29 protein-coding genes are annotated in these 21,068 nt (G+C 46.2%); 26 read left to right on the top strand and 3 right to left on the bottom strand.

Annotation, left to right across the window (positions count from 1 at the left end; genetic code table 11):
* The first annotated feature begins 112 nt into the window (after positions 1–112).
* The 13 genes from ACHA8N_RS08785 (at position 113) to gcvPB (ending at position 8,934) form a co-directional block, all read left to right on the top strand.
* Positions 113–499: a Spx/MgsR family RNA polymerase-binding regulatory protein gene (locus ACHA8N_RS08785; RefSeq protein ID WP_026833585.1), complete on the top strand. Its 387-nt coding sequence runs from the start codon at positions 113–115 to the stop codon at positions 497–499.
* 59 nt (positions 500–558) lie between these two features.
* Positions 559–1,401, top strand: coding sequence for an ATPase, T2SS/T4P/T4SS family (locus ACHA8N_RS08780; RefSeq protein ID WP_147511839.1), 843 nt, complete (start codon positions 559–561; stop codon positions 1,399–1,401).
* Positions 1,398–2,357 (top strand): type II secretion system F family protein, encoded by a 960-nt coding sequence (locus ACHA8N_RS08775; protein ID WP_147511838.1) that lies wholly within the window; start codon positions 1,398–1,400, stop codon positions 2,355–2,357. The genes ACHA8N_RS08780 and ACHA8N_RS08775 overlap by 4 nt, the downstream gene beginning before the upstream one ends.
* A 21-nt stretch (positions 2,358–2,378) precedes the next feature.
* A complete protein-coding gene (locus ACHA8N_RS08770) occupies positions 2,379–2,696 on the top strand; it encodes a competence type IV pilus major pilin ComGC (protein ID WP_147511837.1) in 318 nt (105 codons plus the stop codon).
* Positions 2,659–3,126, top strand: a complete 468-nt coding sequence (locus ACHA8N_RS08765) for a prepilin-type N-terminal cleavage/methylation domain-containing protein (RefSeq protein WP_147511836.1) — start codon at positions 2,659–2,661, stop codon at positions 3,124–3,126. Before ACHA8N_RS08770 ends, ACHA8N_RS08765 begins: the two co-directional genes overlap by 38 nt.
* Positions 3,127–3,130: 4 nt before the next feature.
* Positions 3,131–3,439 carry a prepilin-type N-terminal cleavage/methylation domain-containing protein gene (locus ACHA8N_RS08760; RefSeq protein ID WP_393965456.1) on the top strand — a complete coding sequence of 103 codons (309 nt, stop codon included), beginning with the start codon at positions 3,131–3,133 and terminating at the stop codon, positions 3,437–3,439.
* A complete protein-coding gene (locus ACHA8N_RS08755) occupies positions 3,405–3,782 on the top strand; it encodes a hypothetical protein (protein ID WP_393965455.1) in 378 nt (125 codons plus the stop codon). The genes ACHA8N_RS08760 and ACHA8N_RS08755 overlap by 35 nt, the downstream gene beginning before the upstream one ends.
* Positions 3,758–4,051, top strand: coding sequence for a hypothetical protein (locus ACHA8N_RS08750; protein ID WP_147511834.1), 294 nt, complete (start codon positions 3,758–3,760; stop codon positions 4,049–4,051). The genes ACHA8N_RS08755 and ACHA8N_RS08750 overlap by 25 nt, the downstream gene beginning before the upstream one ends.
* Positions 4,044–4,526 (top strand): shikimate kinase, encoded by a 483-nt coding sequence (locus ACHA8N_RS08745; protein ID WP_147511833.1) that lies wholly within the window; start codon positions 4,044–4,046, stop codon positions 4,524–4,526. The genes ACHA8N_RS08750 and ACHA8N_RS08745 overlap by 8 nt, the downstream gene beginning before the upstream one ends.
* Entirely contained in the window at positions 4,523–4,837 is a 315-nt protein-coding gene (locus tag ACHA8N_RS08740; protein ID WP_393965454.1) for a hypothetical protein, read from the top strand. Before ACHA8N_RS08745 ends, ACHA8N_RS08740 begins: the two co-directional genes overlap by 4 nt.
* A 182-nt stretch (positions 4,838–5,019) precedes the next feature.
* Entirely contained in the window at positions 5,020–6,102 is a 1,083-nt protein-coding gene (gene gcvT, locus ACHA8N_RS08735) for a glycine cleavage system aminomethyltransferase GcvT (protein WP_393965453.1), read from the top strand.
* A 14-nt stretch (positions 6,103–6,116) separates the two neighbouring features.
* Positions 6,117–7,463, top strand: coding sequence for an aminomethyl-transferring glycine dehydrogenase subunit GcvPA (gcvPA, locus tag ACHA8N_RS08730; protein WP_393965452.1), 1,347 nt, complete (start codon positions 6,117–6,119; stop codon positions 7,461–7,463).
* Positions 7,456–8,934 carry an aminomethyl-transferring glycine dehydrogenase subunit GcvPB gene (gcvPB, locus tag ACHA8N_RS08725; RefSeq protein ID WP_393965451.1) on the top strand — a complete coding sequence of 493 codons (1,479 nt, stop codon included), beginning with the start codon at positions 7,456–7,458 and terminating at the stop codon, positions 8,932–8,934. Before gcvPA ends, gcvPB begins: the two co-directional genes overlap by 8 nt.
* A gap of 56 nt (positions 8,935–8,990) precedes the next feature.
* Here gcvPB and ACHA8N_RS08720 read toward each other — a convergent pair whose 3' ends face one another.
* Positions 8,991–9,371, bottom strand: a complete 381-nt coding sequence (locus tag ACHA8N_RS08720) for a rhodanese-like domain-containing protein (protein WP_147511828.1) — start codon at positions 9,369–9,371, stop codon at positions 8,991–8,993.
* A 138-nt stretch (positions 9,372–9,509) separates the two neighbouring features.
* On the opposite strand from ACHA8N_RS08720, the gene ACHA8N_RS08715 reads away from it, so the two are divergent.
* The 3 genes from ACHA8N_RS08715 (at position 9,510) to hpt (ending at position 11,457) form a co-directional block, all read left to right on the top strand.
* Positions 9,510–10,340, top strand: coding sequence for a lipoate--protein ligase family protein (locus tag ACHA8N_RS08715; RefSeq protein ID WP_147511827.1), 831 nt, complete (start codon positions 9,510–9,512; stop codon positions 10,338–10,340).
* 24 nt (positions 10,341–10,364) lie between these two features.
* Positions 10,365–10,787 (top strand): transcriptional regulator MntR, encoded by a 423-nt coding sequence (gene mntR / locus ACHA8N_RS08710; protein ID WP_147511826.1) that lies wholly within the window; start codon positions 10,365–10,367, stop codon positions 10,785–10,787.
* 142 nt (positions 10,788–10,929) lie between these two features.
* Positions 10,930–11,457 (top strand): hypoxanthine phosphoribosyltransferase, encoded by a 528-nt coding sequence (gene hpt, locus ACHA8N_RS08705; protein WP_147511825.1) that lies wholly within the window; start codon positions 10,930–10,932, stop codon positions 11,455–11,457.
* A 47-nt stretch (positions 11,458–11,504) separates the two neighbouring features.
* Here hpt and ACHA8N_RS08700 read toward each other — a convergent pair whose 3' ends face one another.
* Complete coding sequence (locus ACHA8N_RS08700; RefSeq protein WP_147511824.1) at positions 11,505–11,909, bottom strand: SA1362 family protein; 405 nt, start codon at positions 11,907–11,909, stop codon at positions 11,505–11,507.
* Between the two features lie 20 nt (positions 11,910–11,929).
* A complete protein-coding gene (locus ACHA8N_RS08695) occupies positions 11,930–12,862 on the bottom strand; it encodes a DUF1385 domain-containing protein (RefSeq protein ID WP_393965450.1) in 933 nt (310 codons plus the stop codon).
* Between the two features lie 157 nt (positions 12,863–13,019).
* Between ACHA8N_RS08695 and aroQ the strand changes: the two genes are divergently transcribed.
* The 10 genes from aroQ (at position 13,020) to ACHA8N_RS08645 (ending at position 20,981) form a co-directional block, all read left to right on the top strand.
* Positions 13,020–13,442: a type II 3-dehydroquinate dehydratase gene (aroQ, locus tag ACHA8N_RS08690; protein WP_147511822.1), complete on the top strand. Its 423-nt coding sequence runs from the start codon at positions 13,020–13,022 to the stop codon at positions 13,440–13,442.
* A gap of 19 nt (positions 13,443–13,461) precedes the next feature.
* Positions 13,462–14,526, top strand: a complete 1,065-nt coding sequence (locus ACHA8N_RS08685) for a M24 family metallopeptidase (RefSeq protein ID WP_147511821.1) — start codon at positions 13,462–13,464, stop codon at positions 14,524–14,526.
* A gap of 34 nt (positions 14,527–14,560) precedes the next feature.
* On the top strand, positions 14,561–15,127 hold the full coding sequence (gene efp / locus ACHA8N_RS08680) for an elongation factor P (protein WP_147511820.1): 567 nt from the start codon (positions 14,561–14,563) through the stop codon (positions 15,125–15,127).
* A 182-nt stretch (positions 15,128–15,309) separates the two neighbouring features.
* On the top strand, positions 15,310–15,765 hold the full coding sequence (gene accB / locus ACHA8N_RS08675) for an acetyl-CoA carboxylase biotin carboxyl carrier protein (protein WP_393965449.1): 456 nt from the start codon (positions 15,310–15,312) through the stop codon (positions 15,763–15,765).
* Positions 15,766–15,779: 14 nt separating this feature from the next.
* Entirely contained in the window at positions 15,780–17,132 is a 1,353-nt protein-coding gene (accC, locus tag ACHA8N_RS08670; RefSeq protein WP_147511818.1) for an acetyl-CoA carboxylase biotin carboxylase subunit, read from the top strand.
* A gap of 118 nt (positions 17,133–17,250) precedes the next feature.
* On the top strand, positions 17,251–17,676 hold the full coding sequence (gene nusB / locus ACHA8N_RS08665) for a transcription antitermination factor NusB (protein ID WP_147511817.1): 426 nt from the start codon (positions 17,251–17,253) through the stop codon (positions 17,674–17,676).
* 66 nt (positions 17,677–17,742) lie between these two features.
* Positions 17,743–18,576 (top strand): bifunctional methylenetetrahydrofolate dehydrogenase/methenyltetrahydrofolate cyclohydrolase FolD, encoded by an 834-nt coding sequence (folD, locus tag ACHA8N_RS08660; RefSeq protein WP_393965448.1) that lies wholly within the window; start codon positions 17,743–17,745, stop codon positions 18,574–18,576.
* Positions 18,573–19,916: an exodeoxyribonuclease VII large subunit gene (xseA, locus tag ACHA8N_RS08655; RefSeq protein WP_393965447.1), complete on the top strand. Its 1,344-nt coding sequence runs from the start codon at positions 18,573–18,575 to the stop codon at positions 19,914–19,916. Before folD ends, xseA begins: the two co-directional genes overlap by 4 nt.
* Positions 19,894–20,115, top strand: coding sequence for an exodeoxyribonuclease VII small subunit (gene xseB / locus ACHA8N_RS08650; RefSeq protein WP_147511814.1), 222 nt, complete (start codon positions 19,894–19,896; stop codon positions 20,113–20,115). Before xseA ends, xseB begins: the two co-directional genes overlap by 23 nt.
* Positions 20,112–20,981, top strand: a complete 870-nt coding sequence (locus ACHA8N_RS08645) for a polyprenyl synthetase family protein (protein ID WP_147511813.1) — start codon at positions 20,112–20,114, stop codon at positions 20,979–20,981. Before xseB ends, ACHA8N_RS08645 begins: the two co-directional genes overlap by 4 nt.
* Positions 20,982–21,068 lie beyond the last annotated feature (87 nt).

Genomic DNA, 21,068 nt, shown 5'->3' with positions numbered 1-21,068 from the left:
GATGAAGTTTAAAAAAAACTTGTACAATAGTTGTACAAAAGGTGTACAAAGGTAAAAAAGCATGCTATAGTTTCTGTAATGAGAAGCGCATATTTTGAGAGGAGGAGCAATAATGGCGAATGAGTTGATATTTTTCACATATCCAAGCTGTACATCTTGTCGTAAAACGAAATCATGGTTAAAAGAGGAACATGTTGATGTAGAGGAACGTCATCTGTTCAGAAATGCTCCAACAGTAGACGAATTAATGGAATTGCTCAAACTGTCGACGGATGGAATCGAAAGTTTACTGGCAACACGTAGCCAAGCATTCAAAGATTTAGGAATCGATGTCGATGACATGAAATTGAGTGAATTGCTTCGTTTAATGAGCGACAATCCAAAATTATTACGTCGTCCAATCATCACTGACGGCAAACAACTTGTAATCGGGTATGATAAACCAGGACTCGAGACACTTGCGAAGCGTAAAAACCGAATTGTTGCCCAAGTATCTTAAAGAAGCCGATTTGTTTCGGCTTCTTTTTTTGTGTACTTTTTGTTTAAGGAGGTGCTGAATTGAGAGAACAGATTGGTCAATTGATTTGTCAAAGTGAAGCGATGGGGGCAACGGATGTCCACTTCCTGCCGGGTGAACGGTTGGCACAAGTCATCTGTCGTGCAAGTGATGGATTAACAGAACAATCCTCTTTACCAATTGAGAAGTATCGTGCCATTGTCAGTCATATCCGCTATGAAGCCAACTTAAAGGAACAAAACGAGCGAATTCCGCAAAGTGGGTTGTATCCGCTTGACGAACATGGGATGCGTGTCTCCATTTTACCAAGCCGATTTGGTGATGCCATGTCCTGGCGTTTTTACCGCGCGGTCGTCTCTCATGAAATCGCCTCTTCCTTACTTGATCCTGAACGCGACTTATCCTGGCTGCGGCAACAGACACACGGTTGTATCGTCATTTCAGGGACGACCGGAGCCGGCAAGACAACGATGCTTTATTCCTTGATGGCTTCGATGGAAGGAAAACGAATCATCTCGGTCGAAGATCCGGTCGAATGCACCGTGCCGGGTATTTTACAACTCGAATTGAATGAGAAAGCAGGATTTAACGTCAACCATTGTTTTGAAGAAATTTTACGGGCAGATCCGGACTGGATTGTTTTCGGTGAAGTACGCACGGCAGAAGCAGCCCGGTTGACCATCAATGCAGCGTTAAGCGGTCATGTCGTACTGTTCACCCTGCATGCAGGCTCAATTGACGAAGTCCTGCTCCGCTTAAAGACTTTCGGTATCACGAATGAAGAACTGTCTGTCTGCAAAAAAATCATTCACTTGTATCGAAAGGAGGGAGTCGTTCGCTGTACCGTCGACAACTTACTAGCGCAAGTAAATGCCGGTTCTTGAATCGATTTCATCGTCTGTTAGAAAAAGGGATTTCGACTAAAGAAGCACTCGACATTTTAATTCGTTTCGAGGAACCGTTACTCATTCCTGTTGTTCACGAAATTCAAACTCGTTTACAAGACGGACATCGACTATCTACAGCGCTTGAACCGCTGAATCTCCCAATCGCTCTACAGCAATTACTGAAGGTAGGGGATGAGACGGAACGCCCCCTGATGATTTTGAAGCAAGTCATCCGACTGCTTGATCTTGAGAGTCAGATGAAAAAGAAGTTTTGGAAGATGGCGCGTTATCCGATCGTGCTTGCCGTGAGCCTGATGTTGTTGTTTATGTTTTACTCCCTCTACGTGTTCCCTTCGTTGCTCGAACTCTCGAATCCGGACACACTGCCTGGCTTCGTCCGTCCCTTATCCCATCCTAATGCTAAATACGGAATAGCTTTTCTTCCCTTTGCCGGTGTACTTGTTTTGACTCTCCTCTTTCGTCATCTTCCGATTGAACGGCTGGTACAACTGAAGATGGTTCAAAAAATAGTTCGTTTGTATTACAGTTACTTGTTTACGATCGAAGTAGGTTCTTTCATCGATGCTGGTTTTTCGCTAGAAGAAGCTTTCCGTGCTTTGGAGAAGGGGCAAACCGGAAAAAAGAAACAGATGTATCGTGTCTTGCATCAACGACAACAAAGGGGACAACCTTTGTCGGATGCGATGCGGGATGAAAAAATTATCGATGTCGAAACGGTCGGATTGGTTCATATTGCAAGAGAAAGTGGAGATTTAGGTCCTTTGTTGTTAGAACAGGCCACTTTATTACACGAAGCGATTGAAGACGAAGTGGAAAAGAAATTACTGTTGGTTGAACCGGCCTTATATGGCGGTTTGACAGTTATGACCGGAACGTTATTTCTGATTTTGTATTACCCTATCCAACTTGCCATTCAGCAACTTCCATTTTAAAAAAGACGAGGAGTCGGTGACGTGAAACGATTTATCAACAATCAACGCGGTTTTACTTTGCTTGAAATGGCAGCCGTTCTTTTAATTATCTCTTTATTACTGCTTGTCTTGATCCCAACGATGACAAGCGGCAAAGATCAAGCGAAAGGTGTCAGTTGTGAAGCGAATGTCCGGGTGGTACGTTCTGAAGTGAATCTCCACTACGCGAGGGAGAAAAAATATCCAGAATCACTTCAGACCATCAACCGGGGAACAGCAGAAAAACCAAATGAGCTGGCTTGCGATCAGGAGACCTATACGTATGATGCGAAGACCGGAGAACTTACGAAAGTCAAATAACGGATTTACCTTACTCGAATTGACAGTGGTTTTAGTCATGATTGGTATGTTATTACTCTTTTTATTGCCGACTGTCGTCAATCATCGACCAGCCCTGTATACGCTGGAACAGGATATCGCGATGCTCAAACAAGATATCCAAACGTTGCGTCTGCTTCAATATTCGAAAACGAGTGATCAGAGTCAAATACAATTTCGATGGAGAAGTGATGGAACAGGTTATCTTGTCATGGCCAACGACCGCTTATTGTGGCAACGTGTCTTCCAACCTGGTCATATGTGTGTCGTTCCTTTAACCGGACGGACGATTTATTTTAAAAGTTACCATTCGACGTATGCCGCCACATGGAATTGTCAATCCGCGTCAAAATTGTATGAAATTAAATTCTTACTCGGGAATTATCAAATGGTGATTCAAAAAATGAGGTGAATGAGTGAAGCGAATAGATCAGGAAGATGGGTTCACCTTGCTTGAAGTCATCTTATCGCTAGCTGCGATTGCAGTCTTCCTCGTACTTGCCATCGATCCCGTCCTATCCGTTCAAAAGCAGAAAAATCACATGATGTTAGAAACGCACCGTTTGGAAAAGATGGCGTCCGATCAAGTGGCGGACAGCAGAGAGGGATATATCATCAAAGAAGGGATGTGGTGCATTGAAGGACTCTGTTTGGCGAGCGCAATCCGGAACGACGCTCCTCGAAGTTTCATTGGTCCTTTGGCTGAGTCCACTCCTGTTAATTAGTCTGATTGCACTGACGCAGGTCGTGAGTCAACCTTATCCGGAACAACGGATGGAAGAGGAGTTATTTTTTCATACGATTGAGCGATTGATGTGGCGCAGTATCTCGTGTGAAAAAGTGGGGGAAGAAGTGCACGGAATTGACGTCGATCCGGAAGAAGAACCAGTGAAATGGCGGCTCGTTCGTGTTCAGAATCAAATCCGTCTAAAAAAAGAATTTGGAGGCGAATTGACTTATGCCCACGACATAAAAAGTTATCAAGTCCAACAAAATGGACAGACACTTGTCTTCGAACTCAATCAGCGTCAACGTATCGTTCAGTGCAAGAGGAAGGTTTCGTTCTGATTCAAACCTTACTTCTTTTAATCGGAATCGGTGTTGCGATCCTGCTTGGATGTCATCAGCTGGATGAGACAGTAAAACAACTGCAGCTGGAACAAGAAGCCTTACAATTAGAATCTCTCGTCCGTGCAGCGACAACGGATTGCCGGAAAACCGAAACAGTCCGTTATCCGATCGGACGAGTGGTCTGTACACAAACGGATAAAGGCTTTAGAATGGAAGCAATACTAGATACGGGACAAAGAATCGAGGCGGTCGTTTCGAATGGATAAGGTTTATTTGATTGGGTTTATGGGAACTGGTAAAACAGCGATCGGTCGCAGTTTAAAGACACGTTACGATGTCGATGAATTGGATGAACGGTTCGTTCAAGAACATGGTCTAATCTCTGCATTTTTCGAGCAGTACGGAGAACAAAGATTTCGTGACAAAGAAATCGAATTGATTCGAAACAGTGAGTCGCAGATTATTGTGACAGGCGGCGGCATCATCGAGCGTCCTGAAAATCGTGCATTCCTGAAAGGGAGTGGAACGGTAGTTTGGATTGATACACCGTTTCCTATCGTTTGGAATCGGATAAAAACTGATCCTTCTCGTCCGCTTGTGAAATCACGTGCTACGGTAGAAAAATTATTTCGCCGTCGGCGTCCGTTGTATGCTGAAAGTTCGGATGTCCGCCTGGACGGTACGAAGTCTGTTCGTCAGCTGGTGAAAGAAATCGAACTGATATTGGAGGAGAACAAATGATTTGGATCAACTTGGGGATTGTTGTTTTGACCATCATCGGATTGGCGATTTACGGTGTAGGTCTTTATAAAAAGAAAATTTCGAAAGACGTGGTGACTGTAAAACAACTGATGGAGCGTTTTTCAATTCGTCAGCAGACGTTACAAACAGGTATTGATCATACGACGAGTCGGATTGATCAGATCAAGGGGAATATTGATCATGTGGTAGCAGAAGGGAAGCGCGTCGAGCAAGGCGGACGTCAACTTTTTGCAGAAGGTCAACGCCTCAAAACCGAAGTGGAACGAACTGCTGGAATTAAACCATTTTGAAATGGCTTTCATCGGCTGAATATGAAACAATAGGAGAGAAGGGACTTAGTCCTTTCTCTCTTTCATTTTGTTCATTTTCCGAATAAACCTAGAAAAAAGAATTTTGAATTGGTAGAATGTAATTGAAAGTTGAACAATAAAGAGAAAAGGAAGTAAAAATGTTCGTAATTAGGGGGAAAAGTATGAGTCAGACGACATTGAAGAGAACACCATTGTTCGACGCGATTGCACCAACGGGGAAAATGGTCGATTTTGCAGGGTTTGAAATGCCGGTTCTGTTTTCATCAATCAAGGAAGAACACGTAGCCGTCCGGGAACGGGTCGGAATGTTTGATGTGTCTCATATGGGAGAGTTGTTCGTTTCCGGTCCGGATGCGTTACCGTTTTTACAACAAACCTTATCGAACGATATCTCGAAGATTGCGATTGGACAAGCACAATACAACGTTCTTTGCCAAGAAGACGGGGGAACTGTCGACGATTTACTCGTTTACCGTTTGGCGGAACAGGACTATCTACTTGTCGTCAACGCATCGAACATTGAAAAAGATGAAGCGCACCTACGCAATTACCTGACAGGAGATGTGACGCTTGAGAATCAATCGGATGCGTATGGACAGATCGCTGTCCAAGGTCCGGAAGCCGTCAGACTGTTGCAAGAAATGACAACGCTTGAATTGGATGCAATCAAGTTTTTCCGATTCGCGCAAGGTGAACTTGCTGGAGTCGAGATGTTGGTATCACGAAGTGGTTATACGGGGGAAGACGGTTTTGAATTATACATGGCGGCACCAGATGCTGTCATCGTGTGGAACACGTTGCTAGAAGCAGGAGTCGTACCGTGTGGGCTTGGTGCCCGCGATACTTTACGGTTTGAAGCGTGTCTACCTTTATACGGACACGAGCTGTCATCAACGATTTCACCGATCGAGGCCGGCATGAAGTTTGCCGTCAAGCCGGAGGTGAAATCATTTGTCGGGTCAGCGGTCTTATTGAAACAAAAAGAAGAAGGACCACAACGTCAGTTGATTGGCCTTGAACTATTGGACAAAGGAATCGCCCGTCAAGATGCACCTGTGCTTCTGGACGGGACGCCGATTGGATTCGTTACGACAGGGACGTTGCCACCAACGATCGGCAAAGCTATCGCTTTGGCACTCGTACCAACGGAACATGCGACGAAAGAGTCGTTTGAAATCGAAGTGCGCGGAAAGAAATTAGCAGCCAAGCGGATTAATACACCATTCTATCGCCGGAACAAATAAGGGGGACATATAAGATGGATTTTCGTTATTTACCGATGACGCAAGAAGATGAACAACAAATGTTACAGACGATTGGTGCTGAATCAATCGAAGACTTGCTGGCAGATATTCCAGCGAGCGTCCGTGATCAAGGCACATTGGAAGCGGTAGGGGTACCGTTGCCGGAAACAGATTTAATCCGGACGTTGTCGAAACTCGCGGATCAAAACATGAATACGAAACATTATCCGTCATTCCTTGGTGCAGGTATTTATGATCATTATGCACCTGCTGTCGTCAACCATATGTTACTCCGGTCTGAGTTTTATACGGCTTACACACCGTACCAGCCTGAAATCTCACAGGGAGAATTACAGGCAATCTTTGAATATCAGACGATGATTTGTGAATTGACAGGAATGGATGTCGCCAACTCTTCGATGTATGACGGAATTACCGCACTTGCTGAGGCAGCGATGCTTGCTTGTGCCCATAAAAAGAAAAAAACGATCGTCTTGTCGGATGGGGTTCACCCAGAAGCACATGATGTTGTCCGGACATATGCGAACGGACCGGGACTTGAGGTAGAGACGTTACCACTCGAAAATGGTGAGACGGCAATGTCGCAACTCGAAGCATTGGATGACGTTGCCTGTGTCATCGTCCAGTACCCGAACTTTTACGGACGCGTCGAAGATTTGCAGGCGTTAGCAGATGCGACGCATGCGAAGGGCGGTCTGTTCATCGTTTCGGCAAATCCGCTCGCACTCGGTTTGTTAGAAGCACCGGGTAAGCTTGGAGCAGACATTACGATTGGTGACTGCCAACCGTTTGGTATCCCACAAAGTTTCGGTGGTCCGACGTGTGGATACTTTACGACGACAAAAGCCCTGATGCGTAAAATTCCGGGACGTCTTGTCGGTCAGACGGTAGATGAAGAGGGGAAACGTGGATTCGTCTTGACATTACAGGCGCGTGAACAACATATTCGCCGTGACAAAGCGACCTCAAATATCTGTTCGAATCAGGCATTAAACGCGTTAGCGGCTTCCATCGCGATGAGTGCACTTGGAAAACGAGGAATCCGGGAGCTTGCGACCCGTAATCTCCAAACAGCTTATGCTTTGAAAAAATCATTGATTCAAGCAGGTTTCCGAATTGTCGATGACGGACCAAGCTTCAACGAATTTGTCGTTGAACTGCCGATTGACGCGACGCAAGCCGGCAAACAATTGTTGAAAGCTGGAATTATCGGCGGTTTGCCGCTCGGTACGTTTGATGATAGCCGGACCCATCAGATGCTGGTATGTGCGACGGAATTACGGACAAAAGAAGAATTGGATCAATTCGTGACTGCGCTAGGGGGACTGACTCATGCATAAAACGAGTGAACAGACATTAATTTTTGAAATCTCAAAAGCGGGACGGATTGCCTACAGCTTACCGCTTCCTACTGTGGAAGAAGTAGCACCGGAAGAATTATTGCCGGCGAACCTGCTCCGTCAAGAAGAAGTGGAATTGCCGGAAGTATCGGAACTGGATCTCGTCCGTCACTATACGGCCTTATCGAATCGAAACCACGGGGTCGACTCAGGCTTCTATCCGCTTGGTTCATGTACGATGAAGTACAATCCGAAAATCAATGAAGATATGGCACGCCTTCCAGGCTTTGCTCATATCCACCCGTTGCAGCCTGTTGAGAGCGTACAAGGTGCGCTCGGGTTGATGTACGATTTACAAGAAAAACTCGCTGTGATTACCGGAATGGATGAAGTGACGTTACAACCGGCAGCAGGTGCTCACGGGGAATGGACAGGCTTGATGTTGATCAAGGCATACCATCATGCACGAGGAGACTTTAAACGGACAAAAGTTCTTGTACCGGATTCGGCTCACGGAACAAATCCGGCATCGGCATCCGTTGCAGGATTTGATACCGTCACTGTCTTGTCGGATGAGCGCGGACTCGTTGATTTAGAAGATTTGAAGAGTAAAGTCGGGGACGATACGGCAGCGTTGATGTTGACGAACCCGAACACACTCGGATTGTTCGAATCGGATATCGTGGAGATTGCGAAAGCAGTTCATGAAGCCGGTGGGAAATTGTATTATGACGGTGCAAACTCAAACGCCATCATGGGGATTGCACGTCCGGGAGACATGGGATTTGATGTCGTCCACTTGAATCTCCACAAGACGTTTACGGGACCTCACGGTGGCGGTGGTCCCGGTTCAGGTCCAGTCGGTGTCAAACAAGATTTAATTCCGTATCTGCCGAAACCGATTGTTGCGAAAACAGCGAATGGATTCGTACTTGATTATGACCGTCCGGAATCGATCGGACGCGTTAAACCGTTTTACGGAAACTTCGGCATTAACGTCCGGGCATACAGCTACATCCGGACGATGGGAGGCGCAGGACTCGCCCGTGTTTCAAAAGAAGCTGTGCTGAATGCTAATTACATGTTGGCGCGTCTAAAAGGGGCATACGATGCGCCGTACGACGTGTACTGCAAACATGAATTCGTTTTATCCGGTCGTCGCCAAAAAGCGCTTGGTGTCCGGACACTCGATATCGCCAAACGTCTGCTTGATTTCGGGTATCATCCACCGACCATCTACTTCCCGTTAAATGTTGAAGAATGTATCATGATTGAACCGACAGAAACGGAATCGAAGGAAACATTGGATGCATTTTGCGATGCCATGCTTCAAATCGCAAAAGAAGTCGAAGAGACACCAGATGTCGTCTTGAATGCGCCGCATACGACGGTCGTCAAACGAATGGACGAAACGTTGGCTGCACGGAAACCGATTTTACGCTATCAACCGAAACAAGAAGTCCATGTATAATCAAAACCCCATTCTCGTCGTAATGACGAAGAATGGGGTTTTTCATGTGGTTCGAATCAGCTGCGTTTGACTTTTCCCGTCCACTGCTTAAATCCGCCTTTAAGTTGATATAAGTTTGTGTAGCCGGCTTTTTTTAAGACTTTGGCAGCTTGCGATGAACGCATGTTGCCTTGGCAGTACAAGTAGATCGGCATATCTTTACGCAATTCTTTTGAACGCATTTTCATTTGGCTGACCGGAATATTACGAGCACCGATGATGTGACCACCTTTGAATTCTTGCGTTTCGCGGACGTCCACGATCTGTGCTTTCCGGTAATTGGCCCGAAATTCTTCTTGTGACAGTTTGGTGATACCTTTGACAGGCATAAAACGCCATGCGATGTAAGCAATCAAGGCTACCCATAAGACGATCGTGATAATTGTACTGATTTCCATATCGAACTTCCAACCCCTTCGTTCATATAACATCCTTATCATTATAGTAAACGAAATCGATTTCGGCAATCGACTCGTCGTTGCACTGGATAGAATGGGTCTGATACACTAATACGGAAACGTTTTGGGGGTGTTCGCTTGATCAGGGAATGGCAAGTGTTGACGACTGAAGGAATGGAACCGGCATTGAACATGGCGATTGATGAAGCTTTGATTCATTTTGTTGGCCGCGGCGAAGTAGCACCAACACTTCGCTTTTACTCATGGGAACCGAGAGGATTGAGTGTAGGTCATTTTCAGCGGGCTGTAAAAGATATTGACCGGAAGCGGATCGAAGAATTAGGTATTCCGATTGTTCGGCGGATGACCGGGGGACGGGCTGTTTTACACGCAGATGAATTAACGTACAGTGTTATTCTACCCGAACAGATGGAAGGGGTACCAAAAACCGTCATTGAAAGTTACCGGATGCTGACAGAAGGAATTCGAAAAGGATATCATCATTTAGGAATTCCCGTTGAATTTTCAGTGCCGATGACAGAAGAAGAAAAAGAAGAATTACGTAAACCTAAATCGGCAGTGTGCTTTGACGCGGCGTCGTATTATGAACTTGCGGTCGGAAAACGAAAAGTGGCTGGAAGTGCGCAAGTCCGGCACCAAGGTGTCGTCTTACAACACGGTTCGGTTCCGCTCTCAGTGGATGAAGGTGAACTGTTTGACTGCTTCATCTATGAAGATGAGTCGATTCGTGAACGGATGAAAGCACGTTTTGCCGGCAAGGCGGTTGCCTTAAATGAATTGGCAGGACGGTCTGTTTCATTTGAAGAAGTCCGTGTCGCTTTTTTGAAAGGATTCGAAGACGCCCTTCAGTTAACGTTTACGCCACTCAAGTTCACGGAACAGCAATGGCAGGAAATCGAACGATTAGCAGAGAAATACCGGAGTGATGAATGGAACTGGAAGCGCTAAAGAGATGGATTGGAAGGTGATGTCGTGCCGACTCCTAGCATGGAAGATTATTTGGAACAAATTTATATGTTGATCGAAGAAAAAGGATATGCCCGTGTCTCTGATATAGCGGAACTACTTGGGGTTCACCCATCGTCCGTGACGAAGATGGTTCAAAAATTAGACCGGGAAGAATATTTGGTTTACGAAAAATACCGGGGTCTGATGTTGACGGCAAAAGGACGTAAAATTGGCAAACGTCTTGTTGAACGTCATGCGCTGTTAGAAGATTTTTTACGACTTATCGGAGTGGACGAATCTTTAATCTATAAAGACGTCGAAGGTATTGAACACCACATCAGCATCGAAGCATTGGATAAAATCAATGGGATGATTCAGTTTTTTGCCGATCGTCCCGAATTACAAAAAGAATTTCGAAAATATCAACAAGTACACCCTGAAGAGTGAGTGTACTTGTTTTTTTATTGAAATGTAATCTAAAACCGAACAATTATTATTTTTCGTTTGATATAGTACGTCATTTGGTTGTGGGTATGCTATACTGACCGTGAAATCATCGAAGGGGGTGACGGGTGGGTTCCACCCGATTATGGAAATCGTCATTAAAGAAAAGTTGGTCACGGAATCGGAACTTGCTGGAAAAGTCCAAGAACTTGCGGCAGAAATCGAACGAGATGCAGATGGACGTCAGATTGTATTGGTTGTCGTCTTAAAAGGATCGATGGTCTTTGCTGCTGATTTGATGCGTGAAATCAAAGGGAGCGTTCAAATCGATACGGTCGCTTGTTCCTCTTATGGTGCAAAAACCGTTTCATCAGGACGTGTCCAGCTGAAAAAAGATTTGGATTTGGATGTAGAAGGAAAATATGTTGTCGTCGTTGAGGACATTATTGATACCGGACATACGTTAAGTTTTTTATGCGAACATATGAAGTTGCATAAACCGGGTGTCTTAAAGATTTGTACTTTACTTGATAAGCCGGCGCGACGTGAAGTACCGTTGACAGCTGACTATGTCGGATTTGAAATTCCCGATTATTTTGTAGTCGGCTATGGTATCGACTGTGCGGAAGAATATCGTAACTTACCGTATATCGGATGGGTCGAAACCGATTAAACAAACAGCCGCTCTTCCGAAAAGGAAGAGCGGCTGTTGCTATCTGTTTAAAAAGCCCGTTTTTTCTTTTTCCCTTTTTTTCCTTCAATGACCGTTAAATGTGGAGCTTTTGAACGATCACGCAATGGACGGACTTTATTGGAAGAGGGTGTTTTTGTTGATTTGACAGGTTTCTTCTTAAACTCTGTACGTCGAGACGGTTGATCCCGTTTGGCGTACATTTTTTTGGACTGGGCGACAGATTTTCGGTACTGGGAGTTTGCTCCGCTCGAAGCACCACTATTTCGTGTCAAGAATTTAAACAGCAGGAAGATAATTCCGGCTGTGATTGCAAAAAACAGAAGTTGAGAAAAGAGTTTACCGGGATCATTTGCCAGTGTATATCCAAAGCCGACGAACGCAAACAACAACACGACAAGTGCGAATGTAGAGCCAATCCGTTGTCTGATCATATTATCACCCCTGTTATCAATTAACCAAGTGCATTCTCATGTAAGTTATGTTCCTGTTTTTCGAGTGCTTCAAACGCATAAATCGCGACCTCGATTTGAGAATCATCCGGTTCCTTTGTCGTCAAGTACTGTAACCACAGGCCAGGCAAGGCGATGACACGTAAACCTTTAATATTTTGTGCTTTATTCGTTAATTGTAAAACTTCAAAAGATAAACCGATTACGACCGGCAACAAAGCGATTCGACACACGAGACGCAACCAAAGTGGGTCAGTCGGGACGATCAAATAAACAAAAAAGCCGACGATGACGGTAAAAATCAAGAAACTTGAACCGCAACGATAATGCAGGCGACTGCTGGTACGGACGTTTTCGACCGTCAAGTTTTTCCCGCTCTCGACACAATTGATGACTTTATGCTCTGCGCCGTGATATTGAAACAATCGTTTGACAAGCGGAGTCAATGAAATCAGATAGAGATAACTGAACAGCAGGGTCAATTTAATTAAAGCTTCCAGTACGTTTTGAATCAAATGTCCGGATAATTCCGGGAAATAGCTGAAAAGTGATGCTAAAAAAGCCGGGAGCAATGTAAACAACAGTTTCCCAAAAAAGAACGACAAGACACCCAGAACAGCGACACCAAGCCACTTTGTCAGTTGTCCTTGCGGAGCTTCTTCCGGTTCCTCTTCACCCGGAACAACACCGTACCGGTCGCTGGCAAAATTCATATGGCTCGCTCCGTTTGCTGAAGATTCGACTAATGCGAACAATCCACGGATCAGAGGGATTTTTTTACCGACAGCAATCCGCGGTCGAATCGGCTTTTTTTGTTCGAATGTTTCAATCGTGTCGTCATTTCGACGAATGGCTGAGACGGCATGTGTGGCATTTTGGAACATGACACCCTCGACGATGGCTTGTCCACCGACGGGCGCTTGAGCAGTTTTCATAAAACAACGCATCCCATCTTGAATTAAAATATCGTGTACCGTCATTTTACTTGATTTATGAAAAAAACACTATGCTCAGCTGTCGATGACGGTCGAAAATTTAGGAGACGGAAAACGACTTATGATACAATAACGGGGATAATCTGGAGGTGATGAAATGCGGATATTCGTCTTGAATGGGCCGAACTTGAATTTGCTTGGAACACGCGAACCGGATACATATGGGATGCAAACTTTATCGGATTTGGAACGTCTGATAAAAAATCGTTTTGAAAATATTGATTTTCAGTTCGCCCAATCGAATCATGAGGGAGAATTGATTGATTATCTACATGGAGCACGCGGATATGACGGAATCGTTTTAAATGCAGCGGCTTACACGCATACAAGCATTGCGTTGCGCGATGCGATTGCAGCAATTAACGTACCGACAATCGAAGTTCATCTATCAAACGTTCATGCACGTGAAGTATTTCGGCATCATTCGGTGCTTGCGCCGGTTTGCCGAGGTGTCATCAGCGGCTTAGGGATGATGGGGTATCTGCTTGCGATTGAGGCATTGATTCAACCGTCTACATAATAAAAGGGGGAAAACAGACATGAAACATCGTATCGAAGCACTTCAAACGGCTCTTAAGGAACGGGATTTACCAGGTCTTCTCGTCACAAAGGCAGAAAACATCCGCTATATTTCTGGATTCACCGGATCAAGCGGCGCATGTCTCGTGACGGTAGAACAGGCCTATTTCGTGACGGATTTCCGTTACACGGAACAAGCAGCTGACCAAGTGAAGGGGATGGAAATCGTTCAGATTGAACGGTCGATTCCTGAAACGATGGGTGAGTTGATGGTTGGAGCCCGTGTGCGTGCAGTGGGTGTCGAAAAAGATGCCATGACACTCGGCTCGTTCGAGGCATTCGATCAGGCATCCTCTGTGGAATTGGTTCCGACGACAGGAATCGTTGAAAACCTACGCTTGATTAAGGATTCATCAGAGATTAAGATGATTAAGGAAGCGGTGGATTTAGCAGATGCGACGTTCCACCACATCTTGACGTATATTCAAGCCGGGCGAACAGAACTTGAAGTTTCAAACGAACTCGAATTCTTCATGCGTAAACAGGGCGCAACATCTTCTTCGTTCGATACGATTGTTGCATCCGGTTATCGTTCGGCGTTACCACACGGTGTCGCCAGTTCGAAAGTGATTCAGTCAGGTGAACTCGTGACGCTTGATTTTGGTGCGCTTCTGAATGGATACGTCTCGGATATCACACGTACTGTTGCGATCGGACCGATCAGTCCAGAGTTACAGACGATTTACGATACGGTCCTCAAAGCGCAACTTGCGGGTGTTGACGGATTGCGTCCGGGCATTACCGGAATCGAAGCGGATGCTTTGACGCGTGACATCATTAAGGATGCAGGATATGGGGAATATTTCGGTCATTCAACGGGTCACGGAATTGGTTTAGAGGTACATGAAGGACCAGGATTATCGTTCCGTTCCGAAACGAAACTCCAACCGGGTATGATTGTTACGGTTGAACCGGGCATTTATGTACCACAAGTCGGAGGATGTCGGATTGAGGATGACGTCTTGATCACTGAATCAGGTCGTGAAATTCTTTCGTCTTCACCAAAAGAACTCATTACATTGTAAACAAGGTAAGATCAACATTTAGGAGGAACTTTATATGGTATCAGTAAACGATTTAAAAACAGGGCTTACAATTAAAACATCAGACGGAATGATTTGGCAGGTTCTTGAATTCCAACACGTTAAACCGGGTAAAGGTGCGGCATTCGTCCGTACGAAAATGCGTAACATCCGTAACGGAAGCATCCAAGAGATGACGTTCCGCGGCGGGGAACGTGTCGAGCGTGCCCACATCGAGCGTAACAAGATGCAATATCTCTATCCAATGGGCGAAACATACGTCTTCATGGATACAGAGTCATATGAGCAACTGGAATTAACGACAGCACAAGTCGAAGCGGCGCTCCCGTTCCTTCTTGAAAACATGGAAGTTCAAATCGCTGTCTACAATGGTGAAATCCTCGGAATCGAGTTGCCAAATACGATCGTCATGACGATTGTTGAAGCAGAACCGGGCGTCAAAGGCGATACGGCTTCGAACGTTAAGAAAAATGCAACGGTTGAGACAGGACATATCATTCATGTACCACTCTTCATCGAAGCAGGAGAAAAAGTAACAGTTGATACACGTACTGGTGATTTTACAGGGCGTTACAACGGATAATTCAGCTCAAACAACGCCCGTTCATCTTCGGATTGAATCAACGGGCGTTTTTTTTCATTTTGCCTCGACTTGCGTCCTTTGGTATGACCAGTTAATATTAATATTTGAGTAGGCATTAGCACCTGGTATAATATTAAAGTATAATGTTACAGGTGAATGTTGAGATAGGGGATGAATGATAAATGAAAATTGATCAGTTAAAGCAAGTACTCGAAATGTTAGATCAGTCGAGCGTCAATGAACTTTCTCTTGAAACCGATACGTATAAGTTAAAATTAAAAAAACAAAATGATAGCATCGTCGTTTCGCATCAAGCGCCGGCACCAATCGCGGCTCCGGCTCAACCTGCCGCCGCACCGGTCGCGGAAGCAGCACCTGAAGAGCAAGCTTCTGAGACAGACACAGTAACGATTAATGCGTTGATGGTTGGGACGTTTTATTCCCGTCCGAACCCGGATAAACCGTCTTTCGTCAAAGTCGGCGATCAGATCGAAGTCGGTCAAGTCGTTTGTGTTCTTGAAGCAATGAAATTATTTAACAATCTAAACTCGGAAGTAGCCGGAACGGTCGTCGAGATTCTCGTCGCAGACGGAGACCTTGTTGAATTCGGACAACCTCTCTTCCGGATTCGTCCGTAAGCGGGGTGATGGCAATGGAAAAACTTTTAATAGCAAACCGAGGCGAGATTGCGGTCCGGATTATTCGGGCTGCGAAAGAACTTGGAATCCAGACGGTTGCTGTTTATTCGACAGCGGATCGGGATGCCTTGCACGTCCGTTTAGCAGATGAAGCATATTGTATTGGAGATGTCAGTTCGACTGCCTCGTACTTGAATGTTACGAATATACTGGCTGTTGCGACCAATCGGAAAGTCACGATGATTCATCCGGGGTATGGTTTTTTAGCCGAAAATGTCGATTTTGCCGAGATGTGTGAAGCATGTGGGATTAAATTCGTCGGACCGACATCAGCTGCCATCCGACAGATGGGGATTAAAGATGTTGCGAAACAAACGATGATTGCCTGTGGTGTACCGGTCGTACCTGGTTCGGACGGGACGGTTACGGATGAGGAAGCGTTACAGTTGGCAGATGAAATCGGCTATCCGGTCATCATCAAAGCAACTGCCGGTGGCGGCGGTCGAGGGATTCGAGTGGCCCGTTCACAAGAAGAACTGATTGTCGGACTGGATGAAACACGCCGTGAAGCGAAACAAGCGTTTGGAAACAGTGATGTCTATCTTGAACGTTTCATCGAAGAATTCCGTCATGTCGAAGTGCAAGTGCTCGCGGACCGTCATGGCAATGTCATTCACCTTGGGGAACGGGATTGTACCGTCCAACGGCGGATGCAAAAATTGATCGAGGAAGCGCCGTCTCCTGCCGTCAGTCCGGAAACGCGCTTGAAGATGGGGGAAGCGGCCGTCAAGGCGGCAAAAGCCATCGATTATACAGGAGCAGGAACAATCGAGTTTATCTTTGTTGAAGAGACAAACGAATTTTTCTTCATGGAAATGAATACCCGGATTCAGGTGGAGCACCCGGTGACAGAGATGATCACAGGTTTTGATCTCGTTCAGGCGCAACTTCAAGTGGCGCTTGATCATCCGTTAGCGGTTCGTCAAAAAGACATCCAATTCCATGGCCACTCGATTGAATGCCGGATCAATGCGGAAGATCCGGATCATGACTTCCGTCCGCACGCCGGACGAGTGACCCAGTACGTGGCTCCGGGCGGTATGGGAGTTCGAATCGACAGTGCGGTTTATCCCGGTTACATGATTCCTCCGTATTATGATTCGATGGTCGCGAAATTGATCGTGCACGCCGAAACGCGGGAAGAAGCATGTGCGAAGATGGAACGGGCACTATCCGAGTTTTGGATTGAAGGGGTTAAAACGACGATTCCGTTCCATCAAAAAGTCTTGGCTCATCCTGTATTTCGCCGTGGAACCTTCACAACGAAGTTTACGGAACGCGAGTTAAAAGCAGAAATCGTGAAGTGATCGTAGACGGGAGAAGATTGTATTAACTCCCGTCTTTTTGGCGTTCTCTATGTTTTTTAAAAAAAGAATGTGCTAAACTAATTGATTGAGAACGATAAAAAAAGGAGCACGTAAAATCATGATGAAAAGACATATGGCACGCGAACTGGCAGTACAGTCTTTGTTCCAAATGGAACTCTCGGATCTGTCTGCACAAGAAGCCATTGAATTCGCAGTAGAAGGTAAAGAATATGACGCATTCGTAACACGATTGGTTGAAGGTGTCGAAGCAAACAAACCGGAAATCGATCAAAAGTTACGTGCCGCGCTCGTTAACTGGTCATTTGAACGTCTCGGAAACATCGAACGGACGATTCTTCGTCTCGCTGTGTATGAACTGTTGTTTGAAGCTAAAATTCCAGTCCGGGTAACGATCAACGAAGCGATTGAATTAACGAAAGCTTTTGCCGATGAAGAAGCAACAAAAATCGTCAATGGTGTATTAGGAAAAGTGGCACAAGAGGTTGAACAAAACGGTTTGAAAGAAAATCCGCAAAGCAACTGACTTTAAAGAGAGAAATGTGATCAGGCAAAGAGTGAAGTGAATATTTTTGGGGGAGTGGACAAAATCATGGCAGTCGTAATCGATGGGAAACAAGTGGCACAATCGTATCGTTTGAAACTGAAAGAAGAAGTCGCACGTCTGAAAGAACAACGTATTCAACCGAAACTGACCGTCATCTTAATCGGTGAAGATCCAGCGAGTCAATCGTATGTCCGCGGGAAAGAAAAAGCGGCACAAGAGATTGGGATGGATTCTGACTTGATTCGACTACCGGAAGAGACGAAGGAATCGGAGTTGCTTCACTTGATCGACCGTCTAAATGCTGATGCGAGTATACACGGTATTCTTGTTCAATTACCTTTGCCAAAGCATATTGATGAGAGTAAGGTCATTTTCGCCATCTCACCGGAAAAGGATGTTGATGGATTCCACCCGGTTTCCGTCGGGAAAATGATGATTGGGGAACCGACCTTTTTGCCGTGTACACCAAACGGAATTCTCCATCTTGTCAAGGAGATGAATGTACCGATTGCCGGTCGCCATGTCGTTGTCGTCGGTCGAAGCCAAATCGTCGGTAAGCCGGTCGGCATGCTGTTTTTGAATGAATCAGCGACGGTGACGTATTGTCACTCGAAGACTGCTGATCTGGGTGCAATGACCCGTCTGGCGGACATTCTGATTGTCGCTGTCGGTGTACCAAAACTGATTACGGCCGATATGGTCAAGCCGGATGCGGTCGTCATTGATGTCGGTGTCAACCGGGTAGACGGGAAGTTGGTCGGAGATGTCGAGTTTGAAGCTGTGAAAGAAGTCGCTTCGATGATTACACCAGTTCCTGGTGGGGTCGGACCGATGACGATCACGATGTTGCTTCACAATACGATTGAGGCGGCGAAATGACGAATCCGCTCCAAGTTTCCGAACTCGTCCATTACGTCAAACGGGAACTCGAGAACGACTCGTTGCTCCAACAAGTTCAGGTGGTGGGAGAAGTGTCGAACTTTAAACGACACTCTTCCGGTCACCTGTATTTTACGTTGAAGGACGAACAATCGCGGATGAAAGCGGTCATGTTTGCCCGGGATGCGGGACGTGTCAAAACAGATATCCGTGATGGAGCACGTGTCGTTATCACGGCTCGTCTTTCAGTCTATGTCGCATCCGGTGAAATGCAACTGTATGTCGAACGGATGGTGGAAGACGGAGTCGGTGCGCTGTATGAGGCTTACGTACAATTAAAAGAAGCGGTGGAGGAAAAGGGATGGTTTGACGCCGAACGGAAACAGGCGTTACCAGCGTTTCCCCGAAAAATCGGAATCGTGACGTCTCCAAAGGGAGCTGCTCTGCACGATATCGCGACGACTTTACGACGGCGCTATCCACAGGCTGCCATCGTCTTTGCCCCTGTATTGGTTCAAGGGAAAGACGCAGCGCCCCAAATCGTTCGTGCCATCGAAGCAATGAATGAACATCAAGCATGTGATGTCATGATTATCGGGCGTGGCGGCGGATCGATTGAAGAATTGTGGGCGTTTAACGAAATGCCGGTCGTAACGGCCATTTATCAATCCCGGATTCCGATTGTTTCCGCCGTCGGTCATGAAACGGACTTTACGATTGCTGATTTCGTTGCGGATGTCCGGGCGGCGACTCCGACAGCTGCGGCAGAACTCGTGACACCGGAAGCAGCAGAACTTGAGAAGCGTGTTCATGAACTGAATCGCCGCCTGACGCGGAACTATGCTCAGTACATCAAGGAGCAAAAAGAACAGGTCCACCGTCTGGCGACAAGTTACGGTTTGAAATCCCCCCGCGTCCTGTTAGGTTTAAAACAAGAACGGCTAGATCGTGCAGAGATGCAGTTGAGCCGGGTCAGCAAACAAAATCTTCAGACTAAACGACAGGCAGTGACCGATGGGACAAAACGTTTGTTGCGGATAACGATGCATGAACGCTTGGCTGAACAAACACGCCAGGTACTTCGTACACGCAAGCAGCTCGAACGGATTCACAGCGTGGTGCATTCGAAACAGGAACGGCTTCATCAAATGATTGCCCGTCTCGACTCGGTCAGTCCGACGCAAGTATTGCTTCGGGGATATACATATGTCGAGCAGGATGGACAACTGGTTCGTTCTGTTGCTGAATTATCAGATCAGACCTTCCGAATTCAGTTTCATGACGGAAGTATCCTAGCGAAACGAGAGGATGAAGAAAATGGAAACGGAACAATCCTTTGAATCAGCATTAGAGCGGCTGGAAGAAATCGTCGAATTGCTTGAGGAAGGCGAAGCACCGTTGGAACAAGCGATGAAGTTATACGAGGAAGGTGTAAAATTGACTGCATTCTGCCAAGGAAAGTTGTCGACAGCCGAACAACGACTCGATCAAATATTAGAGCAAGATGGCACGTTACGAGAAAAAGGGGGATCACAATGATTGTCTTAACAGAGTGGAAAACGCAAGTCGAACAAGCACTGGAAACCTTTATGAATCGTCTCGAAGCACCGGATCGTTTACGGGAAGCGATGCGCTATTCGCTTGATGCCGGCGGGAAACGTGTTCGTCCGGCGTTGATTTATGCCGTTCTTGACGCATACGGAATAGATCGAAAAAACGGGGATGCGACAGCCGCAGCACTTGAGATGATTCATACATACTCGCTGATCCACGATGACTTACCAGCGATGGATGATGATGATATGCGACGTGGTCGACCAACCAATCACATCCAGTTTGACGAAGCAACGGCGATTCTTGCAGGCGATGCCTTGCTGACAAACGCTTTTACATGTTTACTAGAAACGCAGGCATCGGCAGAAGTCAAAGTGAAGCTCGTTGAACGCCTGGCAACAGCAGCAGGTGCTGCTGGAATGGTGGGCGGACAACTCGACGATATGCTCGGCGAACGCGGTGGCATTAATGATGCTCAGGAATTAGAGTCGATCCATCGCCGGAAAACAGGCGCATTGTTGATCTTCGCAGTGGAAGCAGGCGGGATTTTGGCCCAAGTCACGGACACGGATATTACCCATTTGAAACGATATGGACGTCATCTCGGGATTGCGTTCCAAATTCAAGATGACATCCTCGATGTGACCGGAGATGCAGAAAAAATCGGAAAGCCTGTCGGGAGCGATGAAGGAAACGATAAAGCGACTTATCCGAAGTTACTTGGTCTCGATGGTGCAAAGCGGGCGCTTGCAGCACAAGTGGCGGCGGCGAATGAAGCGATTGAAGCTCTTTCCGTTGAAGCAACGCCGCTTAAAGAACTACTCGACTTTGTCGTCAAGCGCGACCATTAAGATGGACGGCGCCATGCGCCGTCTTTTTTTTATGTGCCGGTAATGTAGCGTTCGAAAGATTGTTCTAGTACAATGTAGGGTACAAAC

It is taken from the genome of Exiguobacterium sp. S22-S28, from assembly GCF_043359615.1.
Classification (GTDB): domain Bacteria; phylum Bacillota; class Bacilli; order Exiguobacteriales; family Exiguobacteriaceae; genus Exiguobacterium_A.
Note: the sequence above shows the minus strand (reverse complement) of the source record. Positions and strands in the feature narration are given on the sequence as shown.

Bases quoted from the DNA above. Each gene is read 5' to 3' on its own strand.
- ACHA8N_RS08700 (WP_147511824.1), bottom strand. From the start codon at position 11,909: ATGATCAGACAACGGATTGGCTCTACATTCGCACTTGTCGTGTTGTTG.
- ACHA8N_RS08745 (WP_147511833.1), top strand. From the start codon at position 4,044: ATGGATAAGGTTTATTTGATTGGGTTTATGGGAACTGGTAAAACAGCG.
- xseB (WP_147511814.1), top strand. From the start codon at position 19,894: ATGGAAACGGAACAATCCTTTGAATCAGCATTAGAGCGGCTGGAAGAA.
- hpt (WP_147511825.1), top strand. From the start codon at position 10,930: ATGGAAATCGTCATTAAAGAAAAGTTGGTCACGGAATCGGAACTTGCT.
- ACHA8N_RS08765 (WP_147511836.1), top strand. From the start codon at position 2,659: ATGATGCGAAGACCGGAGAACTTACGAAAGTCAAATAACGGATTTACC.
- ACHA8N_RS08785 (WP_026833585.1), top strand. From the start codon at position 113: ATGGCGAATGAGTTGATATTTTTCACATATCCAAGCTGTACATCTTGT.
- folD (WP_393965448.1), top strand. From the start codon at position 17,743: ATGGCAGTCGTAATCGATGGGAAACAAGTGGCACAATCGTATCGTTTG.
- xseA (WP_393965447.1), top strand. From the start codon at position 18,573: ATGACGAATCCGCTCCAAGTTTCCGAACTCGTCCATTACGTCAAACGG.
- efp (WP_147511820.1), top strand. From the start codon at position 14,561: ATGGTATCAGTAAACGATTTAAAAACAGGGCTTACAATTAAAACATCA.
- ACHA8N_RS08740 (WP_393965454.1), top strand. From the start codon at position 4,523: ATGATTTGGATCAACTTGGGGATTGTTGTTTTGACCATCATCGGATTG.
- nusB (WP_147511817.1), top strand. From the start codon at position 17,251: ATGATGAAAAGACATATGGCACGCGAACTGGCAGTACAGTCTTTGTTC.
- gcvPB (WP_393965451.1), top strand. From the start codon at position 7,456: ATGCATAAAACGAGTGAACAGACATTAATTTTTGAAATCTCAAAAGCG.
- accB (WP_393965449.1), top strand. From the start codon at position 15,310: ATGAAAATTGATCAGTTAAAGCAAGTACTCGAAATGTTAGATCAGTCG.
- ACHA8N_RS08720 (WP_147511828.1), bottom strand. From the start codon at position 9,371: ATGGAAATCAGTACAATTATCACGATCGTCTTATGGGTAGCCTTGATT.
- gcvPA (WP_393965452.1), top strand. From the start codon at position 6,117: ATGGATTTTCGTTATTTACCGATGACGCAAGAAGATGAACAACAAATG.
- ACHA8N_RS08685 (WP_147511821.1), top strand. From the start codon at position 13,462: ATGAAACATCGTATCGAAGCACTTCAAACGGCTCTTAAGGAACGGGAT.
- aroQ (WP_147511822.1), top strand. From the start codon at position 13,020: ATGCGGATATTCGTCTTGAATGGGCCGAACTTGAATTTGCTTGGAACA.
- ACHA8N_RS08695 (WP_393965450.1), bottom strand. From the start codon at position 12,862: ATGAAAACTGCTCAAGCGCCCGTCGGTGGACAAGCCATCGTCGAGGGT.
- gcvT (WP_393965453.1), top strand. From the start codon at position 5,020: ATGAGTCAGACGACATTGAAGAGAACACCATTGTTCGACGCGATTGCA.
- ACHA8N_RS08645 (WP_147511813.1), top strand. From the start codon at position 20,112: ATGATTGTCTTAACAGAGTGGAAAACGCAAGTCGAACAAGCACTGGAA.
- accC (WP_147511818.1), top strand. From the start codon at position 15,780: ATGGAAAAACTTTTAATAGCAAACCGAGGCGAGATTGCGGTCCGGATT.